The organism is Rhizobium sp. B230/85 (genome assembly GCF_019355735.1).
GTDB lineage: Bacteria > Pseudomonadota > Alphaproteobacteria > Rhizobiales > Rhizobiaceae > Rhizobium > Rhizobium rhododendri.
This window is the reverse complement of the sequence record NZ_CP072156.1, coordinates 3,016,682-3,040,685: the sequence shown is the minus strand read 5'-3', so window position 1 is coordinate 3,040,685 and position 24,004 is coordinate 3,016,682. Positions and strand designations below refer to the sequence as shown.

At 60.8% G+C, this 24,004-nt stretch carries 21 protein-coding genes; 11 read left to right on the top strand and 10 right to left on the bottom strand.

What is annotated here, in order from left to right; all coding sequences use genetic code 11:
* Nucleotides 1–145: 145 nt before the first annotated feature.
* From J5289_RS14650 to J5289_RS14630, 5 genes are all read right to left on the bottom strand, one after another.
* On the bottom strand, nucleotides 146–889 hold the full coding sequence (locus tag J5289_RS14650) for a TIR domain-containing protein (protein ID WP_209184401.1): 744 nt from the start codon (nucleotides 887–889) through the stop codon (nucleotides 146–148).
* 109 nt (nucleotides 890–998) lie between these two features.
* Nucleotides 999–1,820, bottom strand: coding sequence for a transglutaminase family protein (locus tag J5289_RS14645; RefSeq protein WP_209184400.1), 822 nt, complete (start codon nucleotides 1,818–1,820; stop codon nucleotides 999–1,001).
* Between the two features lie 12 nt (nucleotides 1,821–1,832).
* Nucleotides 1,833–2,774 carry an alpha-E domain-containing protein gene (locus tag J5289_RS14640; protein ID WP_209184399.1) on the bottom strand — a complete coding sequence of 314 codons (942 nt, stop codon included), beginning with the start codon at nucleotides 2,772–2,774 and terminating at the stop codon, nucleotides 1,833–1,835.
* Nucleotides 2,775–2,781: 7 nt separating this feature from the next.
* A complete protein-coding gene (locus J5289_RS14635) occupies nucleotides 2,782–4,191 on the bottom strand; it encodes a circularly permuted type 2 ATP-grasp protein (protein ID WP_142823435.1) in 1,410 nt (469 codons plus the stop codon).
* 302 nt (nucleotides 4,192–4,493) lie between these two features.
* The gene (locus J5289_RS14630; RefSeq protein ID WP_247750643.1) at nucleotides 4,494–6,074 is read right to left on the bottom strand and encodes a DEAD/DEAH box helicase; all 1,581 of its coding nucleotides are present in this window, start codon (nucleotides 6,072–6,074) and stop codon (nucleotides 4,494–4,496) included.
* A gap of 454 nt (nucleotides 6,075–6,528) precedes the next feature.
* Between J5289_RS14630 and J5289_RS14625 the strand changes: the two genes are divergently transcribed.
* A complete protein-coding gene (locus J5289_RS14625) occupies nucleotides 6,529–10,260 on the top strand; it encodes a response regulator (protein WP_209184397.1) in 3,732 nt (1,243 codons plus the stop codon).
* On the opposite strand, the gene mnmD is transcribed toward J5289_RS14625, so the two are convergent.
* Nucleotides 10,249–10,980, bottom strand: coding sequence for a tRNA (5-methylaminomethyl-2-thiouridine)(34)-methyltransferase MnmD (gene mnmD, locus J5289_RS14620; protein WP_209184396.1), 732 nt, complete (start codon nucleotides 10,978–10,980; stop codon nucleotides 10,249–10,251). The two genes, J5289_RS14625 and mnmD, sit on opposite strands and share 12 nt — an antisense overlap.
* On the opposite strand from mnmD, the gene J5289_RS14615 reads away from it, so the two are divergent.
* The 10 genes from J5289_RS14615 (at nucleotide 10,979) to J5289_RS14570 (ending at nucleotide 17,821) form a co-directional block, all read left to right on the top strand.
* On the top strand, nucleotides 10,979–12,163 hold the full coding sequence (locus J5289_RS14615; RefSeq protein ID WP_209184395.1) for an FAD-binding oxidoreductase: 1,185 nt from the start codon (nucleotides 10,979–10,981) through the stop codon (nucleotides 12,161–12,163). The two genes, mnmD and J5289_RS14615, sit on opposite strands and share 2 nt — an antisense overlap.
* Nucleotides 12,164–12,261: 98 nt before the next feature.
* Entirely contained in the window at nucleotides 12,262–12,969 is a 708-nt protein-coding gene (locus J5289_RS14610) for a DUF1045 domain-containing protein (RefSeq protein ID WP_209184394.1), read from the top strand.
* A gap of 95 nt (nucleotides 12,970–13,064) precedes the next feature.
* A complete protein-coding gene (gene puuE, locus J5289_RS14605; RefSeq protein WP_209184393.1) occupies nucleotides 13,065–13,988 on the top strand; it encodes an allantoinase PuuE in 924 nt (307 codons plus the stop codon).
* Nucleotides 13,989–14,486 (top strand): 2-oxo-4-hydroxy-4-carboxy-5-ureidoimidazoline decarboxylase, encoded by a 498-nt coding sequence (uraD, locus tag J5289_RS14600; protein WP_209184392.1) that lies wholly within the window; start codon nucleotides 13,989–13,991, stop codon nucleotides 14,484–14,486.
* Nucleotides 14,487–15,509, top strand: coding sequence for an allantoicase (gene alc, locus J5289_RS14595; protein WP_209184391.1), 1,023 nt, complete (start codon nucleotides 14,487–14,489; stop codon nucleotides 15,507–15,509). It abuts the gene before it with no gap.
* Nucleotides 15,510–15,569: 60 nt separating this feature from the next.
* Nucleotides 15,570–15,860: a nucleotidyltransferase family protein gene (locus J5289_RS14590; RefSeq protein WP_209187523.1), complete on the top strand. Its 291-nt coding sequence runs from the start codon at nucleotides 15,570–15,572 to the stop codon at nucleotides 15,858–15,860.
* Nucleotides 15,857–16,219, top strand: coding sequence for a DUF86 domain-containing protein (locus J5289_RS14585; RefSeq protein ID WP_209206496.1), 363 nt, complete (start codon nucleotides 15,857–15,859; stop codon nucleotides 16,217–16,219). Before J5289_RS14590 ends, J5289_RS14585 begins: the two co-directional genes overlap by 4 nt.
* Nucleotides 16,216–16,725: an ureidoglycolate lyase gene (locus J5289_RS14580; RefSeq protein WP_257625373.1), complete on the top strand. Its 510-nt coding sequence runs from the start codon at nucleotides 16,216–16,218 to the stop codon at nucleotides 16,723–16,725. The genes J5289_RS14585 and J5289_RS14580 overlap by 4 nt, the downstream gene beginning before the upstream one ends.
* Complete coding sequence (gene uraH, locus J5289_RS14575) at nucleotides 16,722–17,078, top strand: hydroxyisourate hydrolase (protein WP_209184387.1); 357 nt, start codon at nucleotides 16,722–16,724, stop codon at nucleotides 17,076–17,078. Before J5289_RS14580 ends, uraH begins: the two co-directional genes overlap by 4 nt.
* Nucleotides 17,079–17,080: 2 nt before the next feature.
* Nucleotides 17,081–17,821 carry a metallophosphoesterase gene (locus J5289_RS14570; protein ID WP_209184386.1) on the top strand — a complete coding sequence of 247 codons (741 nt, stop codon included), beginning with the start codon at nucleotides 17,081–17,083 and terminating at the stop codon, nucleotides 17,819–17,821.
* A 16-nt stretch (nucleotides 17,822–17,837) separates the two neighbouring features.
* On the opposite strand, the gene J5289_RS14565 is transcribed toward J5289_RS14570, so the two are convergent.
* From J5289_RS14565 to J5289_RS14550, 4 genes are all read right to left on the bottom strand, one after another.
* A complete protein-coding gene (locus tag J5289_RS14565; protein ID WP_209184385.1) occupies nucleotides 17,838–18,986 on the bottom strand; it encodes an alpha-hydroxy acid oxidase in 1,149 nt (382 codons plus the stop codon).
* A 214-nt stretch (nucleotides 18,987–19,200) separates the two neighbouring features.
* Nucleotides 19,201–21,141, bottom strand: a complete 1,941-nt coding sequence (locus J5289_RS14560; RefSeq protein WP_209184384.1) for a methyl-accepting chemotaxis protein — start codon at nucleotides 21,139–21,141, stop codon at nucleotides 19,201–19,203.
* Nucleotides 21,142–21,392: 251 nt separating this feature from the next.
* Complete coding sequence (gene guaD, locus J5289_RS14555) at nucleotides 21,393–22,700, bottom strand: guanine deaminase (protein ID WP_209184383.1); 1,308 nt, start codon at nucleotides 22,698–22,700, stop codon at nucleotides 21,393–21,395.
* Nucleotides 22,697–23,938 (bottom strand): urate hydroxylase PuuD, encoded by a 1,242-nt coding sequence (locus J5289_RS14550; protein ID WP_142823417.1) that lies wholly within the window; start codon nucleotides 23,936–23,938, stop codon nucleotides 22,697–22,699. The genes guaD and J5289_RS14550 overlap by 4 nt, the downstream gene beginning before the upstream one ends.
* Nucleotides 23,939–24,004 lie beyond the last annotated feature (66 nt).

The window sequence follows — 24,004 nt, the reverse complement described above, 5'->3', positions numbered from 1 at the left end:
CGCTTCGTGTTGTGAGGCGACATTAGAACAAGCGGCGGGTCGACTGAAGCCTGTCTGCGACATTATCAAAATGCCCCACGACCAGCAGCTTGTTACGAATTGTTGGTCCGTGTCATGGAGCATTCCAGCGAGGCGGAACGCTTCATTAATTGAGAGAGGCTACCAATTCGTCAAATTTTTCTCCTCTGGAGACATCGAACACTGACGCTTGGGGCCCAACCCGCGTTCCTATCGCAACTCCCGCCCGCTTTATCACTAAGTAGCCGCGCGACATCGCTTCCGTGACGAAATCTTGGAAAGCTTGATCAAGATTGGCTGGCACCATGATTCCTTCTTCTGAGCCATTTAATTTGAGAGATTCCATCATTGTAGGATTCCAGTTTATGAGCTGCTTTGCCCAATCTGTGACCAATCTCCGAGTGCGAATTCCTTCCGTTGTTTCAAGATATGAGCTCGTGCGGCCCACGAAATCGATCTGCGGAACATTACATCCGACCGCCTTGGCGACTAAAGTGTAAAGATGGGCGAGATGGTCGGGCTCCGAGAGGTTCAATGCCTGGAATGCTGAAATCGGTTCAGGTAGTTGACCTCTATCAAGTCCAGAGTGACAAACAGGAACAGTGGGTATTCCGCGCACCCATCCGGCTCCAAATTCCGCATACACCCACCCGCGCGTAAGAGCGATCGGTGAAAGCAGACCAATGAGGATGGAGCATTCAATCAGCTTAGCCTTAATAACCTGATTCCATTCGAAACCCGCTTGGATGCTATCCAGGTTCGAGGAAACGAAAACGTCGCACAAGCCTAAAAAATCAGCCTTGACGTCCTGTTGAAACTGGTTCGCTATCTGCTTATCGACTGCTGCGTGGCTAATAAATACCAAAGACATCGCTTACACTTCCCATAGTAGAAATTCGGTAAAATTCAACTTAAGGGGTTTTCTGGCAGGCGTATACAATTATGGTGCGGTGATATTGCTAAAGGAAGTGGTGCAGCATTCAGCTTTGCGACTGGCTCTGCATTTGTTCTGCTTCGACCGTTACCTTCACCGTCAGGCTTTCCCCGGGCGTGCCGATGCGCATCCCTGAGACGGGAGCGGCGTCGCGGTAGCTGAGGCCTGTCGCAATCCGGACATAGCGTTCGTCCGGGCAGATGTCGTTTGCCGGGTCGAAGCCGATCCAGCCAAGGCCCGGCATGTAGGCTTCTGCCCAGGCATGGGTCGCCGTCTGCTCGGTAATGCCTTCCATCATCAGGTAGCCCGAGACATAGCGGGCAGGGATGCGCATGGCGTGGGCGGCAGCGATGAAGATGTGGGCGTGGTCCTGACAGACGCCGCTCTTTCTCTCCAGCGCCTGCTCGGCTGTCGTCTCGGTATCGCTGGTGCCCTGGATATACTCGACAGTCCGGTTGATGGTGCCCATCAGCGCGTGCATGCGACCGATCTCGCTCTCGCCGGTCGCCGAACGCACCAGTTCCTTGGTCAATTTGCCGGCCTTGGTGAGCGGCGTGTCGCGTAGGAACAGCCAGAGCGGGCAATAGCCGGAGTGTGGGCCGATCACACCATTCAGCTCGTGCGTCTCGATCTCGCCCATAGCGACGATGCGGGTGCGATCCTGCGCGCCATCGAGCGACATCAGGTTGGTACGATTGCCGAACTGGTCGTCATATTCGACCTCCGTCTTGGCGCCTTCGACGGTCAGCGACCAGTCGACCACTGTCTGACCGGGGCCGGTGAGCGGCGTCAGCCGTAGCCTCTGCAACGAGAATTGCGACGGTTCGTCGTAGCGGTATTCGGTGACGTGACTAATCTTCAGTCTCATGATCAAACCCGCTTATTGATTGAAACGATAACCGTCGGATATTTCCTGGCCGAGCTGGTTATTGCGCCAGACGAAGTTCTCGAGAAATTCGTGCAGGCCGTTGTTCATGATATCCTTGATCTCCAGCGTCTGCAGCATTTTGCGGATGCTCTCACCGGTGTCATGGGCAGCGAGACGTTCGCCATCCTCGCGGGCGAGATAGCTGAGATTGCTGACGATCTTCTCGTAGCAATAGGCGAGCGAGCGCGGCATCTGGCTGTTGAGGATCAGAAAGTCGGCAATATTCGACGGCTTGTATTCGGCATCGTAGACCCAGCTGTAGGAGCGGTGGGCGGAAACGGAGCGCAGGATCGATTCCCACTGGACATTATCGAGTGAAGAACCGACCGCCGAGACGGATGGCAGCAGGACGTAATATTTGACGTCGAGGATGCGTGCCGTATTGTCCGCTCGCTCGATGAATGTGCCGATGCGGGCGAAGTTGTAGAGTTCGTTGCGCAGCATGGAGCCGTGGAATGCGCCACGAATCAGTCCGGCGCGACGCTTTATCGCATCGATGACTTCAGGCATTTCCGCCGCCTTCAGCCGTTTGCCGAGCAGCGCCTTGAGGTCGATCCAGCACTCGTTGGTCGCTTCCCAGGTCTCGCGTGTCAGCGCGGTTCGCACCATGCGGGCATTGTTGCGGCCGGCATCGATGCAGGACATGACGCTCGAGGGATTGTTGCGGTCGCGCAAAAGGTAGTCGATGGCGTCGGCGCCGGTGAGCTTGGCGTGGCCGGCGTCATACGTTTCGCGGACGCCGGCGCTTTGCAGCACGCCGTCCCAATCGTCTTCGACAGCACCCATGCGGGTCAGCGACATGCGCATTCCGGCATCGACGAGGCGGGCAATGTTTTCGGCGCGCTCGATGTAACGGAACATCCAGTAGAGGCCATTGGCGGTTCTTCCAAGCATGTCCGTATCAGTCCTCCAGTACCCAGGTATCCTTGGTGCCGCCGCCCTGGCTGGAGTTGACGACCAGCGAGCCTTCCTTCAGCGCCACGCGGGTCAGTCCGCCGGGAATGATCTGCACCTTGTCGGAAACCAGCACATAGGGCCTGAGGTCGACGTGGCGTGGCGCGATGCCCTTGTTGACCATGATCGGCACGGTCGACAACGACAGTGTCGGCTGGGCAATATAGTTGTTCGGCCTGGCTTTCAGCTTCTCGGCGAACTCGGCGCATTCCTTCTTGGAGGAGGTCGGGCCGACCAGCATGCCGTAGCCGCCGGATCCATGGACTTCCTTGACCACCAGTTCGGACAGATGCTCGAGCACGTATTTGAGGCTGTCGGGTTCGGAGCAGCGCCAGGTCGGCACGTTCTCCAGAAGAGGCTTGCGACCGGTATAGAATTCGACGATCTCCGGCATGTAGGAGTAGATCGCCTTGTCGTCAGAGATGCCGGTGCCGGGTGCATTGGCGATGGTGATGTGGCCGGCACGATAGACATCCATGATGCCGGGAATGCCGAGCGCAGAGTCCGCCCGGAAGGTCAGGGGATCGAGGTATTCGTCATCGACGCGGCGGTAGAGAACGTCGATTGCCTCATAGCCGCGTGTGGTACGCATCTTCACCTTGCCGTCGATGACGCGGAGGTCGGAGCCCTCGACCAGCTCGACGCCCATCATGTCGGCAAGAAACGAGTGTTCGTAATAGGCGGAATTGTAGATGCCGGGGGTCAGGACCGCGACGCGCGGCTTACCCGAACAGCCGGGAGGGGCCAGCGACGCAAGGCTCTGGCGCAGGAGGTTCGGATAGTCCTCGACCGGGCGCACCTTGTTCTGATGGAACAGCTCCGGAAACATCTGCATCATGGTTTCGCGGTTTTCCAGCATGTAGCTGACACCCGACGGCGTGCGGGCATTGTCTTCCAGCACATAGAACTGGTCTTCGCCGGTGCGCACGATGTCGGTGCCGACGATGTGGGTATAAACGCCGCCCGGAGGCCGGAAGCCGATCATCTCGGGGATGAAGGCGATATTCTTCTCGATCAGTTCACGCGGCACCCGACCGGCGCGGATGATTTCCTGCTTGTGGTAGATGTCGTCGAGGAAGGCATTCAGTGCGATGACGCGCTGTTCGATGCCCTGCGCGAGCTTTCGCCATTCACGGCCGGAGATGATGCGCGGGATGATATCGAAGGGGATCAGCTTTTCCGATGAATCTTCGTGTCCGTAGACCGCGAAGGTTATGCCTGTTTTGCGAAAGATGTTCTCGGCGTCGCGGGACTTGGCAATCAGATGGGCGCGATCTTGGTTGTTGAACCATTCCGAATAGGTTTGATAAGGCGCGCGCGGGCTTTCACCGGCCGTTATCATTTCGTCAAATGCCAAAGCTGCGGTCCCCGTTTTTTCTCATTTGAATACAATGGCGGAAGCAATGCAAGAAGCATGCGCAGTTGGAGATAGAATTTCGGAACCAATGGGAAAGCCCGGCAAGCGCTGAAAAAGCTGGCATAGACAGAATAACTAATATGCGAAGCGTTCCGGCTGGCATGTTTGCTCTGCACATCCTTTGCGCAGCTGGCTATTTTTGCTGCAGGATGCCCTGCCGGCAGCAGCCGGAGGTCGATGCGCCAGGCAAAGAAAAAGCGGCGGAATTGCTCCCGCCGCTTCGTTAGGTCAGATGGTCTGGCTTACGCCTGTTCGCGACGGGGGCCTGGGCGACCGCCGGCTGGCTTGCGGGCCTGGCCGTTGTTGCCGTCTGGACGACCGCGGGCTTCGCCAGCCTTGTGAGCTGGGCGGCCATGCGGCGGACGGCTGCGTGGTGCGCCGTTGTCGCCGGCTGGCCGAGCACGCTGCGGCGCCTTGGCTGGGCGGAAGTCCGATGTCGAGGCCAGATCGTTGTCGATCTCACGCGGGGCGCGTTCCGCGGGGCGCTGTCCACGGAAATCGGCATTGCGGTTGTTTTCGCGCGCTGCTGCCGGGCGATCGCCGCGGGTTTCGCTGCGGAAATCACCGTCTGGACGCGGACGACGGGCTGGACGGCCGTCGGAGCGGGGAGCGCCAGATCCGGCGCCACGACCCTGGCCCTGGCCACCACCACGGTTGCCACCGGCGCCCGAGCGATTGCCGCCACCGCCACCACGGGCAGGACGAGCACGGTCTGCCGGGGCTTCGCCGCTGGCAACCTGAATGTCGATGGACATCAGGCGTTCGATATCGCGCAGAAGACGGATTTCGTCCGGAGCGCAGAAGGCGATGGCGATGCCGTCGCGACCGGCACGGGCCGTACGGCCGATGCGGTGAACGTAGGCATCCGGTACTTCCGGCAGGTCGTAGTTGTAGACGTGGCTGACACCCGGGATGTCGATGCCACGGGCAGCGACGTCGGTGGCGACGAGAACGCGGGTTTCACCGTCCTTGAAGGACTTCAAAGCACGCTCGCGCTGGCCCTGGCTCTTGTTGCCGTGGATCGAGGCCGCCGCGAAGCCGACGTGCTCGAGATGCTTCATCAGCTTCTCGGCGCCGTGCTTAGTGCGCAGGAAGACCATGGCGCGGCCGTCCGGGTTGGCGTTCATCGATTCCTTGAGGAGCTCGGTCTTATGGTTCTGGCCGGAAACGAAGTGAACAAACTGTTCGACCTTGTCCGCAGCCTTGCCGGGAGGCGAAACTTCGACACGGGCCGGATTGCTCAGGAAGTCGGCAGCGAGATCGGCGATGGCCTTCGGCATGGTGGCCGAGAACAGCAGCGTCTGGCGCTTGGCAGGCACCATCTTCGAAATCTTGCGCAGGTCATGCACGAAGCCGAGGTCGAGCATCTGGTCGGCTTCGTCGAGGACGAGGTAGGACACATGGCCGAGCGTCAGGGCGCGACGGGCAATCAGGTCGAGCAGGCGGCCAGGCGTTGCGACGAGAATGTCGACGCCGCGTTCCATCTGCATCTGCTGCTTGTTGATTGAAGCGCCGCCAACGACGAGGCCGATCTTCAGCTGCGTCTTGCGGGTGTATTCCTTCAGGCTGGCAGCGATCTGGTTCACCAGTTCGCGGGTCGGCGCGAGGATCAGCGTGCGGGTGCTGCGGTGTTCAGGACGCTTGCCGTCCTTCATCAGCATTTCAATGATCGGCAGGCCGAAAGCGGCCGTCTTGCCGGTGCCTGTCTGGGCGAGGCCGACGAGGTCGCGGCCCTGGAGAACGAGCGGAATGGCTTCCGCCTGGATCGGGGTAGGGGTCGAATATCCCTGTTGGGTCAGAGACGTCACAATCTGTTCGGACAAGCCAAGATCGCTAAAAGTGGTCAATTCAATTGCCTTTCGAGGCGCCAAAAACGAGTTCGCCGGAACGCGTCTTGCGGTCCGGTCGGTCTCTGGCGTCAAGAACCCCGCGTGAAGTGGGAACTTGTAAGTTGGAAAATAGCTTTCCAGCGCATGGGACTGCCGCCATTCGGCAGTCGTTTTTCGAGCGCTTTTGTCCTTCTCTTGCGGGTCGTCTTTTTTCGCAGGGCACGCTCACGCGGCGGCCGGGAAGGTGAAAGCTGAGGGGCATATGGCCCTATTCGTCGCTGAAGTCAACTGTCAGCTTCGATAAACCAGCTGTCGGCAGCAGCGCTTTGTGTCGCAGCCCGATGCCATCGATCCACGCCCAAAAGACCAGAACGCGTATGGTTAACGCATTGTTAGCGGACTGCTTGGTAAAAAGACAGACTGTATGCGTCGAACGAGCGAGGCTTTCTTGAAGAGCCGTGGTGAACTGCTGGATATTGCCTGTCATCGGATCACAGAGACCGACCGGCCTGCCTATGTCAAAAACAGCGATCTTCGATATGTCGCGGTAAACGAGGCTTATGCGGCATTTTTCGGCCGCGAAATCTCGGATTTCATCGGTTGTCGCAGTCACGAGCTCTCCCATCGCGTCGAAGATGCAGACCGCGAGGATAAAGAGCGCCGCGCCATCGTCTTCGGAACGGAAGAAACGTCGATCTGCTTCGCTCGGGATCGCCTGTCGGCGTTCGAGGTGCAGATCGAAAGCTTCATGCCGGCGGAAGACCGGGCTTATATCTTCGGCATCTTTACCGAGGCGCCGCCCCCGATCGGTGCCAGCCGCTCGGTGGAACGTGTTTCGCCAGGTGATGTCGCGACATCGATAATGCAGCTCGCAGACCCTGCGGTTGCTCTGGAAACCGGGTTAATCGCCGCCGCCGACACGTCGCTGCTTCGTTCGGGCGTGGTCGAGGATATCTTCGGTCTCCTCGACATGGGAGTCGGCATCTACACTGCCGATCTGCAGCTTGCCTACTGCAACGGACGCTGGAACGACCTCTATCGGCGCCTGGTGGGCGGGCCGACGCTCGGCATGAACGCGCGCGACGTCTATTCGTCCGTCTTCGATTTCTGGTCCGGGAAGAGCCCCGATTCGATCACTGAGGACAAGCAGGGCTGGATCGAAAAGCGACTGTCGATCCTTCGCGCCGAGCATAGCGATCTCGTAGAGCGGACGCCGGATGGGGAATGGCTGCGCTGCATCCACAAGCGCCTGCCGGATGGATCCATCGTCGCGCTGCGCATCGACGTGACGGCGATCAAGGAAGGTGAGGCGCTGTTGCGCAACAAGATCGACGAGGCGACGCTTTATCGCACTCTCCTGCACGATCTTCCCGTCTCTGCCTTCGTGCGCGGTGCCGATCACCGGCTCCTGTACGGCAACGAGGCATATTTCCGGATGACCGGCCTGACAGCGGAGGCGTCGCTCGGCAAGACAGAAGTGGAAATGTTCGGCGAGGAGGGAACGGCCTTCTTCGCGGAAAACGAAGCCATGTTGCGCAGCCAGCAGCATCTCGAATTCGAGGACGAGGTCGCCTACGCCCCGGGGCGCCAGCATGCGGTCGTTACGCGGCTGAAGGGTGTTTCCACCTCCACTGGCAATCACTATGTCGTCGGCTCGATGGATGACGTATCGACGCTGAAGCTGGGCGAGAGGCAGCTTACGGAGACGCGCGCGCGCGCCGAGCAGCTTAGTCAGGATCTGGAAAACATCATAGGTTCGCTGCCGACAGGCGTGCTGATCTTCGATCAGAATTTCGACCTCGAATATGCCAACGATGCCTTCTACGAGATATGGGGAATGTCCGAGGAGGATCGCCGGGAGGCGACGTCGCTTCGCGAGGTGATGCGCCGAAACCATGCGCGCGGCTATTTCGGCCCGGACGCCCCTGACTGGGAAACGCTCTATAAAGCGCGAATCGAGGCGATTTCCGGGCCGGACGGCAGTCTCCAGTCCGAAATCAGTTTTGGCGTGGACCGCCGGGTGCTGGTGGATGGTCGCAAGCTTTCCGGCAACCGGACCTTGCTCTGCTACGCCGACGTTTCATCGCTGTGCCGCAAGGAGAGGGAGCTATCGGAAGGGCGCGAGGCGCTGGAGCGCCTGGGGGAACTGATGACCGACGCGACGCATGCCATGTCGCAAGGGCTGATGATCGTCGAGGACGGCATCATCATGCTCTCTAACGATGCGTTGCCCGGTATGTTGCAGATCGAGGCGGCATCGCTGTCCGTCGGCAGGCGATGGCTGAAGATCTTCCGCCATTGTGCCGCGCGGGGCGACCTTGGATCCGCGCCGCAGGAGGCACTCGCTGCCTGGGCCGACAGGATCCGTCGTCACCAGCCGATTTCGGCAAACTTCAATATCCGTGGCGAGACGTGGCTGCACATGAACGCATCCATGGGCCCTTCCGGCCGATGGCTGGTGGTTTTCACCGACGTCACGGACATGAAAGACCGCGAGACGGAATTGCAGCGCCTGCTTGCCCGCAGCGAAGCCGCGGACCGGGCAAAGTCAGAGTTTCTGGCCAACATGAGCCATGAGATTCGGACCCCGATGAACGGTGTGCTGGGAATGGCGGAATTGCTGGGCAAGACCGGGCTCGATGCGCGCCAGACGACGTTCGTCGACATCATCTCCAAATCCGGCAACGCGCTGCTGACGATCATCAACGACATCCTCGACTTCTCCAAGATCGATGCCGGGCAGATGCAGTTGCGGCAGACGAGCTTCGATCCGGCGGAAGCGGTCGAAGATGTCGCGACGCTGCTTTCGTCTCAGGCCGGCGAGAAGAATGTCGAACTACTGGTGCGCGTCTCACCGCGCCTGCCGTCGATGGTGATCGGCGACGCCGGGCGTTTCCGTCAGATCCTCACCAATATCGTCGGAAATGCGGTCAAGTTCACCGAGCACGGTCATGTGCTTGTCGATGTCGATGCGGACCCTGGGCCGGGCAGGGCCACCATGGTCACCATCCGTGTGACCGACACCGGCATCGGCATCTCGAAGGATCGGCTAGGCTCGATATTCGACAAATTCTCGCAGGTCGATTCGTCGTCGACACGCCGCCACGAGGGTACCGGCCTCGGCCTTGCGATCACCGCTGGGCTCGTGGATCTGTTCGGGGGTTATCTGGAAGTTGAAAGCGCCCTTGGCAGCGGCTCGACCTTCAAGATCCACCTGCCGTTGCCGACTGCAACCGGCTCGCGTGGCAAAGGGCAGGTTCCGGTCAACGTCAAGGGTGCCCAGATTCTGGTCATCGACGATCACGCCATCAATCGCCAGATTCTCACCGAACAGCTTGCCGAATGGGGATTCCGGAGCGTCGCGGTTGCCGATGGTCGGACGGGCCTCGCGATCCTGTCGGAGGCCGCCGACATCGGGGTCGCGGTCGATGCCGTCATACTCGACTACAATATGCCGGGCATGACCGGAGCCGATATTGCGCGCACGATGCGACAGGATCGACGTTTCGACGGGGTACCGCTGATTTTCCTGACATCGATGGATGTTGCCGGTGCTGACAGGGAATATGCAGCGCTGAGCGGCGACGCCCACCTGATGAAGCCGGCGCGCGCAAATGTACTCCGCAACACAGTGATCGAGGTCGTGCGCACGGCCCGTCAGCGTCGCTCGACCGGCGAGGCGCCGCGCCCGTTGGTGTCCGAGGCCCCGGAGGCCGTCGCGGGGCAGTCCGTCTCGGCTGCTGCAGTTTTTGCGACGGATAGGCCAGCGGAGAGTGTCGATATCCTGGTGGCAGAGGATAACGAGGTCAACCAGATCGTCTTCACGCAAATCCTGCAAGCGGCCGGCGCTCATTTCCTGATTGTCAGGAACGGCGAGGAGGCGGTCGCTGCCTACCGCCGGTGCACTCCGTCGCTGATCATGATGGATGTCTCGATGCCGATCATGAACGGGCTGCAGGCGACCCGTGCCATCCGCGATATCGAAGCGGGGGACGGTGCCGGACGCCACGTGCCGATCATCGGCGTCACCGCCCATGCGCTCGAAAGTGACCGTGAACTGTGCATTGCCTCGGGGATGGACGACTACATGTCGAAGCCAATAAGCCCGGAACTGCTTGAAGCGAAGATCGGGCTGTGGATGAGAAACGCCAAAGGCTCCGATCAGCAATCAAGCGTCTGATAGGCCCCTGACACCGCAGAGCATTTCGCGCTTTCCGGCAAAGCCCTTGCGTCGTTCGACGGCGAAGCCAGCAGCCTGCAGATTGCGGCGCACGAAACCAGCGGCGGCGTAGGTGGCGAATGTGCCGCCTTGCGACGTCTTGTCGTGGACCAGTTGCATCAGTTCAGGCGACCACATGTCGCCGTTGCGGGACGGCGCGAAGCCATCGAGGAACCACGCGTCAAAACCCGTTTCCGCGGCACCTACTCCATCTAGCGCGGGGCCGCAAACGACACTCAGTCGCGTCTGTTCGTCCAGTTGCAGCGAGACGATGCCTTCCGGCGTCTCGGGCCAGCAGGTCACCAGCGCCCTTCGTTCGTCATCGATTTCCGGCCAGCGGGACAAAGCCCGGTCGATCTCCTGTGCCTGCATCGGATACAGTTCAAAGGAGATGAAATGCAGGGTCGCGCCAGCCGAACGCTCCGTCTTCCATTGGCGCCACGTCTCACAAAAATTGAGGGCGGTGCCGAAGCCTAGTTCGCCGATGCGGAATTCTGACCGGTCGCGCCAGCGCGCCGGCAGGCTGTTACCGTCGAGAAAGACGTGGCTGCATTCGAGGCGGCCATCGGTCTGGCAATAAAAATGATCGCCAAAGGCAGACGAATAAGGCATATCGCCGTCGCGCCATTCGAGCGGCTGGCTCATCGTCTGCGACGCGTCATCGGAAACTGGATCTGTCATGCCAAGAGCCGTTAATCCGGCAAAGCCTGCCGGTCAATCGTCTACCGCACTGCTGATCGTCGGCGGCGGCATCATGGGCCTCTGGGCTGCGGTCCATGCGGAACGCCAGGGCATCGAGACGCTGCTTGTCGATTGCGGCCTTCTGGGGTCCGGCGCCAGCGGCGGCGTGCTCGGCGCATTGATGCCCTACATGCCGGATCGCTGGGACAACAAGAAGCAATTCCAGCTGGCCTCGCTCGTGGCGCTCGAAGGCGATATCGCCGAACTCGAGCTCGAAACCGGCCTTTCGGCAGGTTATCGTCGCTCCGGCCGTTTTATCCCCTTGCCGAAGCCACACCTGCGCAAGATCGCCGAAGGCCACTCGCGCGATGCCGATGCCAACTGGCGCGAGGGAGACAGACAATTCCACTGGAATGTCATCGACGATCCCGGAGAAGGCTGGATCGATCCGGCATCGGGGGAAAGCGGCTTTGTGCATGATACGCTGGCCGCGCGGGTCGCGCCGCGTGGGCTGATCGCGGTTCTGTCGGCCTTCCTGCAACGCGCGCGGCATGTCCGCATCCTCGAGGGCGTGGCAGTCGAGAACCTCGATCCTGTCCGCGGCTTGGCGCATACGACGGCAGGCGAAATTCGCTTTGGACATTGCATCCTGTCGGCCGGACATGCTGCCTTTCCATTGCTGGGACAGTTGACGGCGGATCTGCAAAAGCCGCTGGGGCAGGCGGTCAAGGGACAGGCAGCGCTTATGAAGGTGGATGTCGACCCCAATCTCCCTGTTATCTTTCGCGACGGTCTTTACATCGTGCCGCACGAGGGCGGTCATGTGGCGGTGGGCAGCACCAGCGAAAACCAGTTCGACGATCCCCTGTCGACCGATGCGCTGCTCGATACCCTGCTGGCATCGGTGCGAGCCATGGTGCCGCTGCTGGCACAAGCGGAACTCGTGGAGCGATGGGCCGGGTTACGCCCGAAAGCCATTGACCGCGATCCAATGGTAGGGCCGCATCCGGATCACCCTTCATTGATCGCTTTGACCGGCGGCTTCAAGATCACCTTCGGACTGGCACACCGGCTTGCTGCCATTGCCATCGGCGAGATCTCCGGTGCCCCGGCTTTCGCATCTGAAATGCCCGAAAGCTTCACCCTGGTGAATCACATTCGCGTGGCTTCGCGCACTGCGTGAAATTTGCCGGCGGCGCTTCGTCATTCTGTCACGCAAATCGCTTATCTGCATCGTTGCGCATGGACCTATCCGTGTGGCCGCGGCCCGGAGGAGGGATCATGCGCTATATCATTGGATTTACACCACCTCCGCGCGATCCGCTGACGATGGTTGCGGCGAGCTGGCTGGGTCGGAACGTCTATACGGGCGAACGGGTCGAGGAGCCGGAGATCGGCGGTCTCGGCCTGCGCGAGGTCGCCTTTCATACCGCCCTGCCGCGTCGCTATGGATTCCATGCAGCGCTCAAAGCACCGTTCCGACTGGCAGAGCCGACGGCTGAAGCCGCATTGCTGCGCGACCTCATGCGCTATTCAGGGACATTCGAGCCATTTCAAATCCCGCGCCTCGAAGTCGCACGGCTCGGCAATGCCTTTGGGCTCGTGCCGTCTTATCCGCTTAGTGCGCTGAATTATCTCGCTTCGGCGCTGACGCAGGAGTTCGATCATTTCCGCGCACCGCTGACCGAGGCGGAAATCGATCGCTGCGATCCCGACCTGCTGTCGGCGACGCAGTTCGCCAACCTCCATCGTTGGGGATGCGCCGACGTGATGGATGAATTCCGTTTCAGGATGGCGCTGACGGGACCAGTGCATTCAGCAGACATGCCGCGCATGGAACGGGTCCTGCGCGATCTCTTCGAGCCTGTTCTGGCTGAACCGATTGTCGTCTCCAATATCGCGCTGATGATGGAAGAGAGCAACGACGGTCCGTTCCGCGTCCACTCGCTGCATCCGATGGGCAAGGTCAGTGCGCGGAAATCCGCCTGACGAACCGTCGTCTGCCGTGCTGCAGGCGCTCACTTTCCGTCTCGACAACTCCGCTTTCGATGCTTACCGTCTGCCTGACTTCATGAGGTGGTTCGATGGTATCCGATATCTATCCGCGCGATCTGATCGGCTATGGCCGGACAACGCCCGATCCGAAATGGCCGGGTGACGCGCGTATCGCGGTGCAGTTCGTCATCAACTACGAGGAAGGCGGCGAAAGCTCCATTCTCGACGGCGATCCGGCCTCGGAAAATCTTCTCTCGGAAATCGTCGGTGCGGCAGCCTGGCCCAACCAGCGCAATCTGAACATGGAATCGATCTACGAATACGGCTCGAGGGCCGGATTCTGGCGGCTTTGGCGGATGTTTACCGATCTCAACGTGCAGGCGACCGTCTATGGCGTAACGATGGCCATGGCGCGTAACCCGGAGGCCGTAGCAGCGATGAAGGAGGCGGGCTGGGAAATTGCCAGCCACGGCTACCGGTGGCTCGAATACAAGGATTTTCCGGAGGAGGTCGAGCGCAAGCATATCGTCGAAGCCGTGCGGTTGCATACGGAACTGACGGGCGAGCGGCCCTACGGGATGTACCAGGGCAAGCCGTCCGACAATACGCTGCGGCTGGTCATGGAGGAGGGCGGTTTTCTCTATTCCTCCGACAGCTATGCCGACGATCTGCCCTACTGGGTAAAGGGCATCGACCAGAAGCCCTTCCTCATCATCCCCTACACGCTCGATACCAACGACATGCGCTTTGCGACCCCGCAGGGCTTCAACTCGGGCGACCAGTTCTTTGCCTATCTGAAGGATGCCTTCGACACGCTCTATCAGGAGGGCAAGGCCGGCAGCGCAAAAATGCTCTCGGTCGGGCTGCACTGTCGCCTCGTCGGCCGTCCGGCGCGCGCAGCGGCCCTGAAGCGGTTCATCGAATATGTTCTCGGCCATGAGAAGGTCTGGATCCCGCAGCGTATCGAGATCGCCCGCCATTGGCACGCGCACCACCAGCCGGGAACGCTGTAGATGATCATGCGCTACGACTTCGTGACGCGCTTCGGCGGCGTCTTCGAGCATTCGCCCTATATCGCCGAGCGCGCCGTCGATGCCGGCATCATCAAGGAGCCGCTGACGGCGGTTGGCATCCACGGCGCCATGGTGTCGGTTTTTCGTGATGCTACCCATGCCGAGCGTCTGGCCGTGCTGCGCGCCCATCCCGATCTCGCCGGCAAGCTGGCCATTGCCGGCAAGCTGACGATGGAAAGCCGGCAGGAACAGGCGGGAGCGGGGCTCGACCGGCTGAGCCCTGATGAACACGCTCGCTTTTCCGAACTGAACAAGGCCTACGTTTCGAAATTCGGCTTTCCCTTCATCATCGCCGTTAAAGGCCTGACCAAGGACGACATACTCGATGCGTTCGAGATGCGTATCAACAACGACCGCGACACGGAGTTCGCGACCGCTTGCGTGCAGGTGGAGAAGATTGCCCTGCTGCGCCTTAAAACCATGCTTCCGGAGACTTGAATGACCTACACCGACCTGCCCGACATGCCATCCTTCACCGAGGGTGCCATCAACCTTGCCTCCGCCCGCCTCGGTGCCAAGGGTATCGATGTCTCCGACGAATTCTTCGCGCCGCTCAGCCGCATGCTCCAGGACGAGCCGCCCCACTGGGATGCGACGGCTTATGACGACAACGGCAAGTGGATGGATGGCTGGGAAAGCCGCCGCAAGCGCGTTGCCGGCCATGACTGGGCGATAATCCGCCTTGCCATGCCGGGCAAGATCTTCGGTTTCGACGTCGATACCGGCTATTTCACCGGCAACTATCCGCCCCATTGCTCGATCGAGGCAGCCTTCGTCGAGGCAGGCGAACCGGATGCAACGACCGCCTGGACGGAACTGCTGGCAAAGTCGCCGCTCGGCCCCAGCGCCCACCACTTCTTCGAAACGGACGACAAGCAGAAAGTCTGGACGCATCTGCGGCTGCACATCTATCCGGATGGCGGCATTGCCCGGCTGCGGGTCTACGGCACAGCCTATTTCGACTGGTCGAAGGTCGGCGCTTCCGAGGAAGTCGATCTTGCCTACGTCTTCCACGGTGCCAAGGCACTGGCCTGGTCCGACGCCCATTACGGCCATCCGGACAAGCTGCTCGGCCCGGGCCGCGGTCGCAATATGGGCGATGGCTGGGAAACCAAGCGTCGTCGCGGGCCTGGCCATGACTGGGCAATCATTCGCCTCGGCCATGCCGGAAGAATCCATCGCGCCATCGTCGATACGGCATTCTACAAGGGCAATTTCCCCGATACCTGCGAGATTCTTGGCGCCTATCTGCCCGACCTCGGCGATAGCCTGACGGAGGCCGATATCGCCGCCTCCGAACAGTGGAAGCCGCTCCTGCCACGCACCAAGCTGCAGATGGATCACATCCATCCGTTCGGCAACGAGGCACTGGCCGACATCGGCCCGGTCACCCACGTCAGGCTGGCGATGCACCCGGACGGCGGCATCATGCGGCTGCGGTTGTTTGGGACGAAGGCTTGATCGGCGTGCCTTTCGTTCCTGTGGGTTGTTGCCTATAATGTCGGCGTCAGGAGCTTAGATATGAAGCCATCGGATGCCCTTCGAGACAACAGACAAGTGATACGAGAAATCGTATCCAATCGTCGGCTGGCAAATCCGCGCGTCTACGGGTCCGTGCTGCGGGGTGAGGACAGGACCGATAGCGATCTCGATATTCTTGTCGACGCGATGCCCGGTACGACGTTGCTGACGCTTGGCGGCCTGCAGGGTGATCTGGAGGCTGCACTCGGTGTACGTGTAGACGTCAAGGTGCCGGGCGATTTTCCGCCCGGGATCAGGGATCGCATCATCGCCGAGGCGGTTGCCATATGAGCGGTGACAGGCTCGCCACCTATCTCGATCGCATGCAGTCAGCCGCAACCAAGGCGTCAAAATACGCCTCCGACGTAGGGCACGACGCTTTTCTGCTGGACGAGAGAACTCAGGACGCGGTGGTGATGAATATCATGGCGATCAGCGAGTGCGTCGTTAAGATCATTAATGGCCATCCCGACTTTGTTGCCCAGCATAGCGACATTCCGTGGCGCGACATCCGGGATATGCGTAACCGCATTGCCCATCAGTATTTCCAGGTGGATCTGGATACCGTCTGGTACACCGCCGCAACCATGCTTCCCGAGTTGCTCGATCAATTGCAAGGCCTGCGCAACTGGCGTGCTCAAGGCGAATGATGACCCTTTCCCGATCTCTCGATATTCGGCCTCTCACCCGATCCGCCTTTGCACCTTTTGGCGATGTCATCGAAGCCGATCCTGCCAGGATGCGCCTCATCAATGGCGGCACGACGGAGCGGTTCCATGCGCTTGCCACGGCGGAGGTCGATGGGGATGGCGCGGTTGTCATCATCAACCTGTTTCGGGGCCAGCCTCGTGCTTTTCCCTACGCAGTCGACATGATGGAGCGACATCCATTCGGCAGCCAGAGCTTTTCGCCCCTGTCCGGAAGGCCATTCCTCGTGGTCGTTTCCGATGACGAGGGTGGGCGACCCGGCCGGCCGCGCGTGTTTCTCGCCCGAGGTGACCAGGGTGTGAACTATGCCAGAAATGTCTGGCATCATCCGCTGATGACGCTCGGAGAGGCCAGCGATTTTCTCGTGGTCGACCGGGACGGGCCGGACAACAATCTGCAGGAATTCTTTTTCGAGACCCCCTATATCATCGGAGCACCGACGCCATGACCGGACTGACGACCCACGTGCTCGACACGGCGCTCGGCAAGCCTGCAGAAGGCCTGCACATCGTTCTTTCCCGGATCGGCGGGGAGGTGCGGACGGTCTTGAAGACGCTCGTCACCAACGCAGATGGCCGGGTCGATGGCGGACCGATGCTGGTTGGCGACAGTTTCGTAGCGGGCACCTACGAACTGCTGTTTCACGCCGGCGACTATCTGCGCGGCACGGGTTGCCAATTGCCCGAGCCTGCGTTTCTCGATGTCGTGCCGATCCGCTTCGGCATCGCCGATACGACTGCCCATTATCACGTGCCGCTGCTGATCTCGCCCTACGGCTATTCGACATATCGGGGAAGCTGAGAATGAGATTTGCCGCGATCGCCGATATCCACGGCAACTTCCTTGCGCTCGAGGCCGTGCTTGCCGACATCGCGGCATTGGGCATTTCCGATATCGTCAATCTCGGCGACTGCTTCAGCGGGCCGCTGGACGCCGGCAAGGTCGGCGACCTGCTGCTGGCGAGGCCCATGGTCACCGTGCTTGGCAATCACGATCGCTATCTGATCGACCGTCCCTTATCCGAGATGGAGATCTCCGACAGCGTCGCCTATCGCCAGATGTCGCCGGCCCATCTTGAGTGGATCCGCGCCCTGCCGACGAGCCTCGTCTATAAGGGCGAGGCCTATCTCTGCCATGCGACGCCCGAGGACGACAATTTATACTGGCTGGAGCAGGTGTCGCCGGATGGAAGGGTTTCCCTGAAGCCGAGCGAGGCGATCGAAGCCCTGGCCGTCGATATCCCGCAGCCTCTTATACTTGCCGCGCACAGCCACATTCCGCGCATGGTGCGCCTGCCCGATGGTCGCCTGATCGTCAATCCCGGCAGTGTCGGCTGCCCGGCTTATGATCATGACGCGCCCTATCCGCACAAGGTGGAGGCGGGTCATCCGCTGGCGTCCTACGCGATCCTCGAAAAGCTGGAAACCGGCTGGACGGCGACCTTCCGCAATGTTGCCTACGATCACATGGCCGCTGCAGGGCTCGCGCTCGCCAACGGACGGCCGGACTGGGCGAGCGGCCTTGCCACGGGCTGGCTGAGGTAGCAGTTGGGCCGAAGCCTCAGATTTGCGACAACTCCGAGATGATCGACCTATCGACATCGTTGATGTCACGCTTGCCGCAGAGTGCCATGGTGACGTCCATTTCCTTGCGCAGGATGCTGAGAGCCAGTGTTACGCCTTCCTTGCCCATCGCCCCGAGGCCATAGAGGAAGGGGCGGCCGATATAGGTGCCCTTGGCGCCCAGTGCGACTGCCTTCAGCACGTCCTGGCCGGAGCGTATGCCGCTGTCGAGATGGACCTCGATCTTGTCGCCGACCGCATCGACGATCCGTCCCAGCATCGAGATCGACGAAGGAGCGCCATCGAGCTGGCGGCCTCCGTGGTTGGAGACGACGATGGCATCGGCACCGGTTTCTGCCGCAGCCCTTGCATCTTCGACGTCCAGGATGCCCTTGAGGATAAGCTTGCCGCCCCATTGCTTCTTGATCCAGGCGACATCGTCCCAGGAGAGCTTGGGGTCGAACTGTTCGGCCGTCCAGGATGACAGGGAGGAGAGGTCCGATACGTTCTTGGCGTGACCGACGATGTTGCCGAAGGAACGGCGCTTGGTGCCGGCCATGCGCAGGCACCACATCGGCCGCGTCGCCATCTGGTAGATGTGTTTCGGAGTGAATTTTGGCGGTGCGGACAGACCGTTGCGCAGGTCCTTGTGGCGCTGGCCGAGGATCTGCAGGTCTGCCGTCAGCACCAGCGCCGAACAATTTGCGGCCTTGGCGCGGTTGATCAGGTTCATGACGAAGTCCTTGTCCCGCATCACGTAGAGCTGGAACCAGAAGGGCTTCGTCGTCACCGAGGCGACATCCTCGATCGAGCAGATGCTCATGGTCGACAGGGTGAAAGGCACGCCGAACTCTTCTGCGGCGCGCGCCGCCAGCATCTCGCCGTCTGCATGCTGCATGCCCGTCAGTCCGGTTGGCGCCAGTGCCACCGGCATCGACACCGTCTGTCCGACCATGGTCGTGTGCAGCGATCGGTTCGTCATGTCGACCAGAACCCGCTGACGCAGCTTGATCTTCTGGAAATCGCTCTCATTCGCGTCATAGGTCGACTGCGTCCAGGCGCCGGAATCGGCATAGTCGAAAAACATCTTGGGAACGCGGCGCTTCGCCAGGGCCTTGAGATCGGCGATCGTGAGCGGTGTGGACATCAAAACTGCCTTCATGGGTAAAAGGTGGCTTCGCCTATGCATAATTCCGGCGATTTTGCTGGCCGAATTTCTTCCGCTGCGAGCGCCGGGTCAAGGGCAAATGCGAGCTTTGGTGCCGACTCCGGGGTTGTCTTCGAGAAAAGCAGTTTCCGCATGGGTAGTCCCTGTGAAAGCGGGCAAGGTCTGCCCGCTTTCACGTTTGGCTGATAACGGCTCAGAACTCTTCCCAGGAGGCGTTCTCAGCGGCGGCCGATGCGCGTCCGCCAAAGGCGCTGGCGACCTTGCGGCCCAAGGCTCGCGCGGGAGAGGGTGCGGGGCGGGATGAGGCGGAGACGCTGCGAACAGCAGGCTTGGCGCTGACAGCCTCGCCGCCGACATTGAAGCGGGCCAGGAGTTCGTTGAGCGATGCAGCCTCGCGCGCCAGGCTGTGGCTTGCGGCGGTCGATTGCTCGACCATGGCGGCATTTTGCTGCGTGCCCTGATCCATCGTGTTGACAGCGGTATTGATTTCCTGAAGGCCGACGGATTGCTCACGGGTGGATTCGACCATCGCATGGATATGGCGATTGATCTCCTGAACTTCGGTCACGATGACCTCGAGGGCCTGACCCGTCTGGCCGACGAGTTGGACGCCGGAGCGAACGTGCTCGCCGGAAGCCGTGATAAGCGCCTTGATTTCCTTGGCGGCCTTGGCAGACCGCTGGGCCAGTTCGCGGACTTCCTGGGCAACGACGGCGAAGCCCTTGCCTGCTTCTCCGGCGCGGGCGGCTTCGACGCCGGCATTGAGGGCGAGAAGATTGGTCTGGAATGCGATCTCGTCGATTACGCCGATGATGTTGGAGATTTCCCCCGACGACCGTTCGATCTCGTTCATGGCAATTACGGCCTCCCGGACAACGGCACCGGATTTTTCCGCGCCGTCCCGGGCCTTTGATACAAGGTTTCCAACTTCCTCCGCGCGGCGGCTCGAATCCTTGACTGTGGTGGTGATTTCCTCGAGGGCTGCTGCAGTTTCCTCAACTGAGGCCGCCTGCTGCTCGGTTCGCTTCGACAGGTCATCGGCAGCGGAGCGGATTTCGTTGGCGCCGGCGTCAATTCCGCGCGCATTCCGGCCGACGTCCTGCAATGCTTCCTGCAAGTTTGCGACCGAGCCGTTGAAATTGGCGCGAAGACCATCGAGGTGGCTGACGAACGGTGTTTCGATGCGATAGGCGACATCCCCGCCGGCCAACCGGTCCAGCCCTGCGCCCAGCTGATCGACGACGAACTGCACGTTGGCTGCTTCCTCCGCTTTCTGTGCCTCGCGTGCCATCCGCTCGCGCTCCGACATGCTGCGGTTGCTCTCTGCCTCGGCTTCAAGGCGAAGGCGCTCGATGGCATTGTCGCGGAACACGGAGACAGCCTCTGCCATCTGGCCCACTTCGTCGCGGCGATCCTGACCTTCGACCGGGGCCTCGGTATGCCCTTGGGCCAGCGACGTCATCCGGTCGCGCAGGCGAACGATCGGTGCTGTGATGCCTTTCGCGGCCACGAATAGAGCAGCCAGGATACCTAGCGCGAAAGTGATTCCGACAACGGTTAGGGACGTCAAGATTGTGTGGTTTGTCTGGTCCGTGAGCTCGTCGCTCTTGGCGCCGACCGCCGCTATGATTTCATCGTTGAGCGCTACTGTGTCCATGGCAACGGGAGTGATCAGGCTGTCGGCCTTGCCCATGAGGGCCTTGGCTTCGTCGCTCTGGCCCGCCTGGCTCGCACGCACCGACGCGTCTGTCAGGGCAATGATTTCCTTGATCCTGACGATCAGCGCATCGACCTGTCGGGCGCGATCCGGAAGACTGGTCTTCACAAAATCCAGCTTCCCGAAAAGCTGCGACTTGCTGGTTTCGTAGAGGTTTACAGCCGCGCCGAACGCTGGATCCTTCGCGGAGTAGGTAAGTGCCCGATAAGCATTGTAGGCGGTCGCACCCAGGTTGCGGTTTGCCCTTGCCATTTCGACGGACGCAACGTTGTCGGTCGCAATAAACTTGGAGTAGTCCGTATCGGCGGCCTTATAGCGGCTTGCGACGAAAGCCGTTGCTCCAATGCCGACGATGCAAAGCGGGATAATCAGCGACAGGATCTTGGTGCGGATGCTGGCGTTCTTGAGAATTGACATTTGTCCTCGGAGGAGTGGGCGGGCAACGAATGGGCCGCAAACGTCGGCAGCAGGAGGCGATGCCTCCGGCTCTTGACGAAGCGGGCAACTCGGGGATCCGGCGAAATGATGAGTGAAATGGCAAGCGGCAGGTGCCATCATGGCGGCCGAAAACGATCCCTTGCCGCTAAGACCATTAGGTCAGCCGGCTTTAAATAAGGGTAAATGCTGACTTGCTTTATAAGAGCTTTTTTAAATTTGGTACCAAATAGTCACAGTGCTGTCTTTGATGCTAAGCCGGCAACATAGGTCTCCGCAATGGCCCGGTCGTCGCCCATGGTCTGCAGCAGGAAAAGCTCCTCGACCAGGCTTTTCACCACCTCCATTTTCAACGCCATGGCAGGCGTAGCCGCTGCATCGAGAACCACGAGGTCGGCGTCGCTGCCGGGGTCGAGCGTGCCGATGCGGTCGGCAAGAGCAAGCGCCTCAGCGTTGCCAAGCGTCATGTGGTAGTAGCTCTCCAGCGGGTTCAGCCGTTCGCCAAGCAACTGCTGGATCTTGTAAGCCTCGTCCATGGTGCGCAGCATCGAGTAGCTCGATCCGCCGCCAATATCCGTGGCAACACCGATGCGAACCGGTTTTTCACGACGTGCCAGCGCCTTCAGCGGAAACAGGCCCGAGCCGAGGAAGAGGTTGGACGTCGGGCAATGCACGGCGATGGCGCCGGCCTCGCTCATGGCATCCGCCTCGCGCTCCGAGAGATGGATGCAGTGACCGAACAGCGTTCTGTCGCCGAGCAGGCCGTAGCGGGCGTAGATGTCGGTATAGTCCAGCGCCTCGGGGTAGAGTTCTGCGGTGAACTTGATCTCGTCGTGGTTTTCCGACAGGTGGGTCTGGATGTGCAGCTCGGGGAATTCGCGGGCAAGCGCGCCTGCCGCCTCCATCTGCTGCGGTGTCGAGGTGATGGCGAAGCGCGGCGTGATGGCGACGTGGTTGCGACCCTTGCCGTGCCATTCGGCGATGACGGCGCGGGTCTCGTCATAGCCGAGCTGCGGCGTATCGAGCAGGCCCTGAGGGGCGTTACGGTCCATCATCACCTTGCCGCCGACCATGCGCATGTTGCGCCGAAGCGCCTCGCGGAAGAAGGCATCGGCGGAGGTCTTGTGGACCGAGCAATAGGCAACGGCAGTGGTCGTGCCGTGGCGGATCAGTTCGTCGTAGAGACGGGTGGCAATACGCTCGGCATGGGCGCTTTCGACAAAACGGCACTCCTCGGGGAATGTGTAGGTGTTCAGCCATTCCAGCAGATTGGCGGCATAGGAGGCGATGACCTGCATTTGGGGAAAATGCAGGTGGGTGTCGATGAAGCCCGGCATGATCAGGTGTGGTCGATGGTCGATTTCGACCGCATCGACTGGGGCCTTGGCCTTAATCGCATCGTAGGGGCCGCGTGCGACGATCAGGCCGCCTTCGAGCAGCAGGCCGCCATCGCTTTCGTAGACGTAGCTTCCGGTGTCGGAGAGGTCGTGCGGCGCGCGGCTGAAGGAGAGAAGCCGGCCGCGCAGAAGTGTGGAGGTCATTGCGTCTTGCCTTGATTGACGGAGCTTTCGAACCAGGCGACCAGCACCTTGCGCTCCTCCGGCGTCACGTCGGTGACATTGCCCGGCGGCATGGCGTGGCTGCGGCCGGCCTGGATGTAGATTTCGCGGGCATGCATGGCGATCTCGCTATCGGTCTCGAACATCACGCCCTTCGGTGCCCGAACGATCCCCTCGTAGGCGGGTTCTGCCGCATGGCACATCGAACAGCGCGTCGTAACGATGGCCTTTGCCGCCGGGAAATGGGCGTCAGCGGCGAACTGCTGGAAGGCCGGCGCGACGGCTGCTGCGTCCTTATCGCCGGACAGGATCTTCGGCACCGTCGACAGCCACATGATGACGATGAAGAGGATGACGGTGACGAGCCATGTCCAGGTCGGACGGCCCTTGCGGGCGTGGGTGGTGTTGAACCAGTGGCGGATGGTGACGCCCATCAGGAACACCAGGGCGGCGATGATCCAGTTGTAGGCGGTGCCGAAAGCCAGCGGATAGTGGTTCGACAGCATGAAGAAGATGACCGGCAGGGTCAGGTAGTTGTTGTGCAGCGAACGCTGCTTAGCGATGACGCCGTATTTCGCATCCGGCGTGCGGCCGGCGATGAGGTCGGCGACGACGACGCGCTGGTTGGGCATGATGATGAAGAAGACATTTGCCGACATGATCGTCGCCGTGAAGGCGCCGAGATGCAGGAAGGCCGCGCGGCCGGTAAAGAGGTGGGTGTAGCCCCAGGCCATGAAGACCAGCACGACGTAGAGCAGCCCCATCAGCACCCAGGTATTCTTGCCGAGCGGCGATTTGCAGAGCTGGTCGTAGACGATCCAGCCGACGGCGAGGGAGGCCAGCGAGATCAGGATGGCGACGGGGGCGCTGACATCGAGCACATGCCGATCGATCAGAAACAGGTCGGCGCCGCCGTAATAGACGATCGCCAGCATCAGGAAGCCGGAGAGCCAGGTGAAATAGCTCTCATATTTGAACCAGGTTAGGTGTTCAGGCATGCTGGCGGGCGCGACCAGGTATTTCTGCACGTGATAGAAGCCGCCGCCGTGCACCTGCCACTCCTCGCCATAGGCGCCGGCAGGCAGATTGGCATGCTTTACCAGGCCGAGATCCAGCGCGATGAAATAGAAGGACGAACCGATCCAGGCGATGGCGGTGATGACGTGAAACCAGCGGGCCGCAAAGGCCAGCCATTCCCACGCGATGGCGTATTCGTACATATTCGTCCCCTGTCGCAGTCGCCTCACATTGGAAAATTTTCAGCCCGGAGGGAAGGGGAAGGCAGC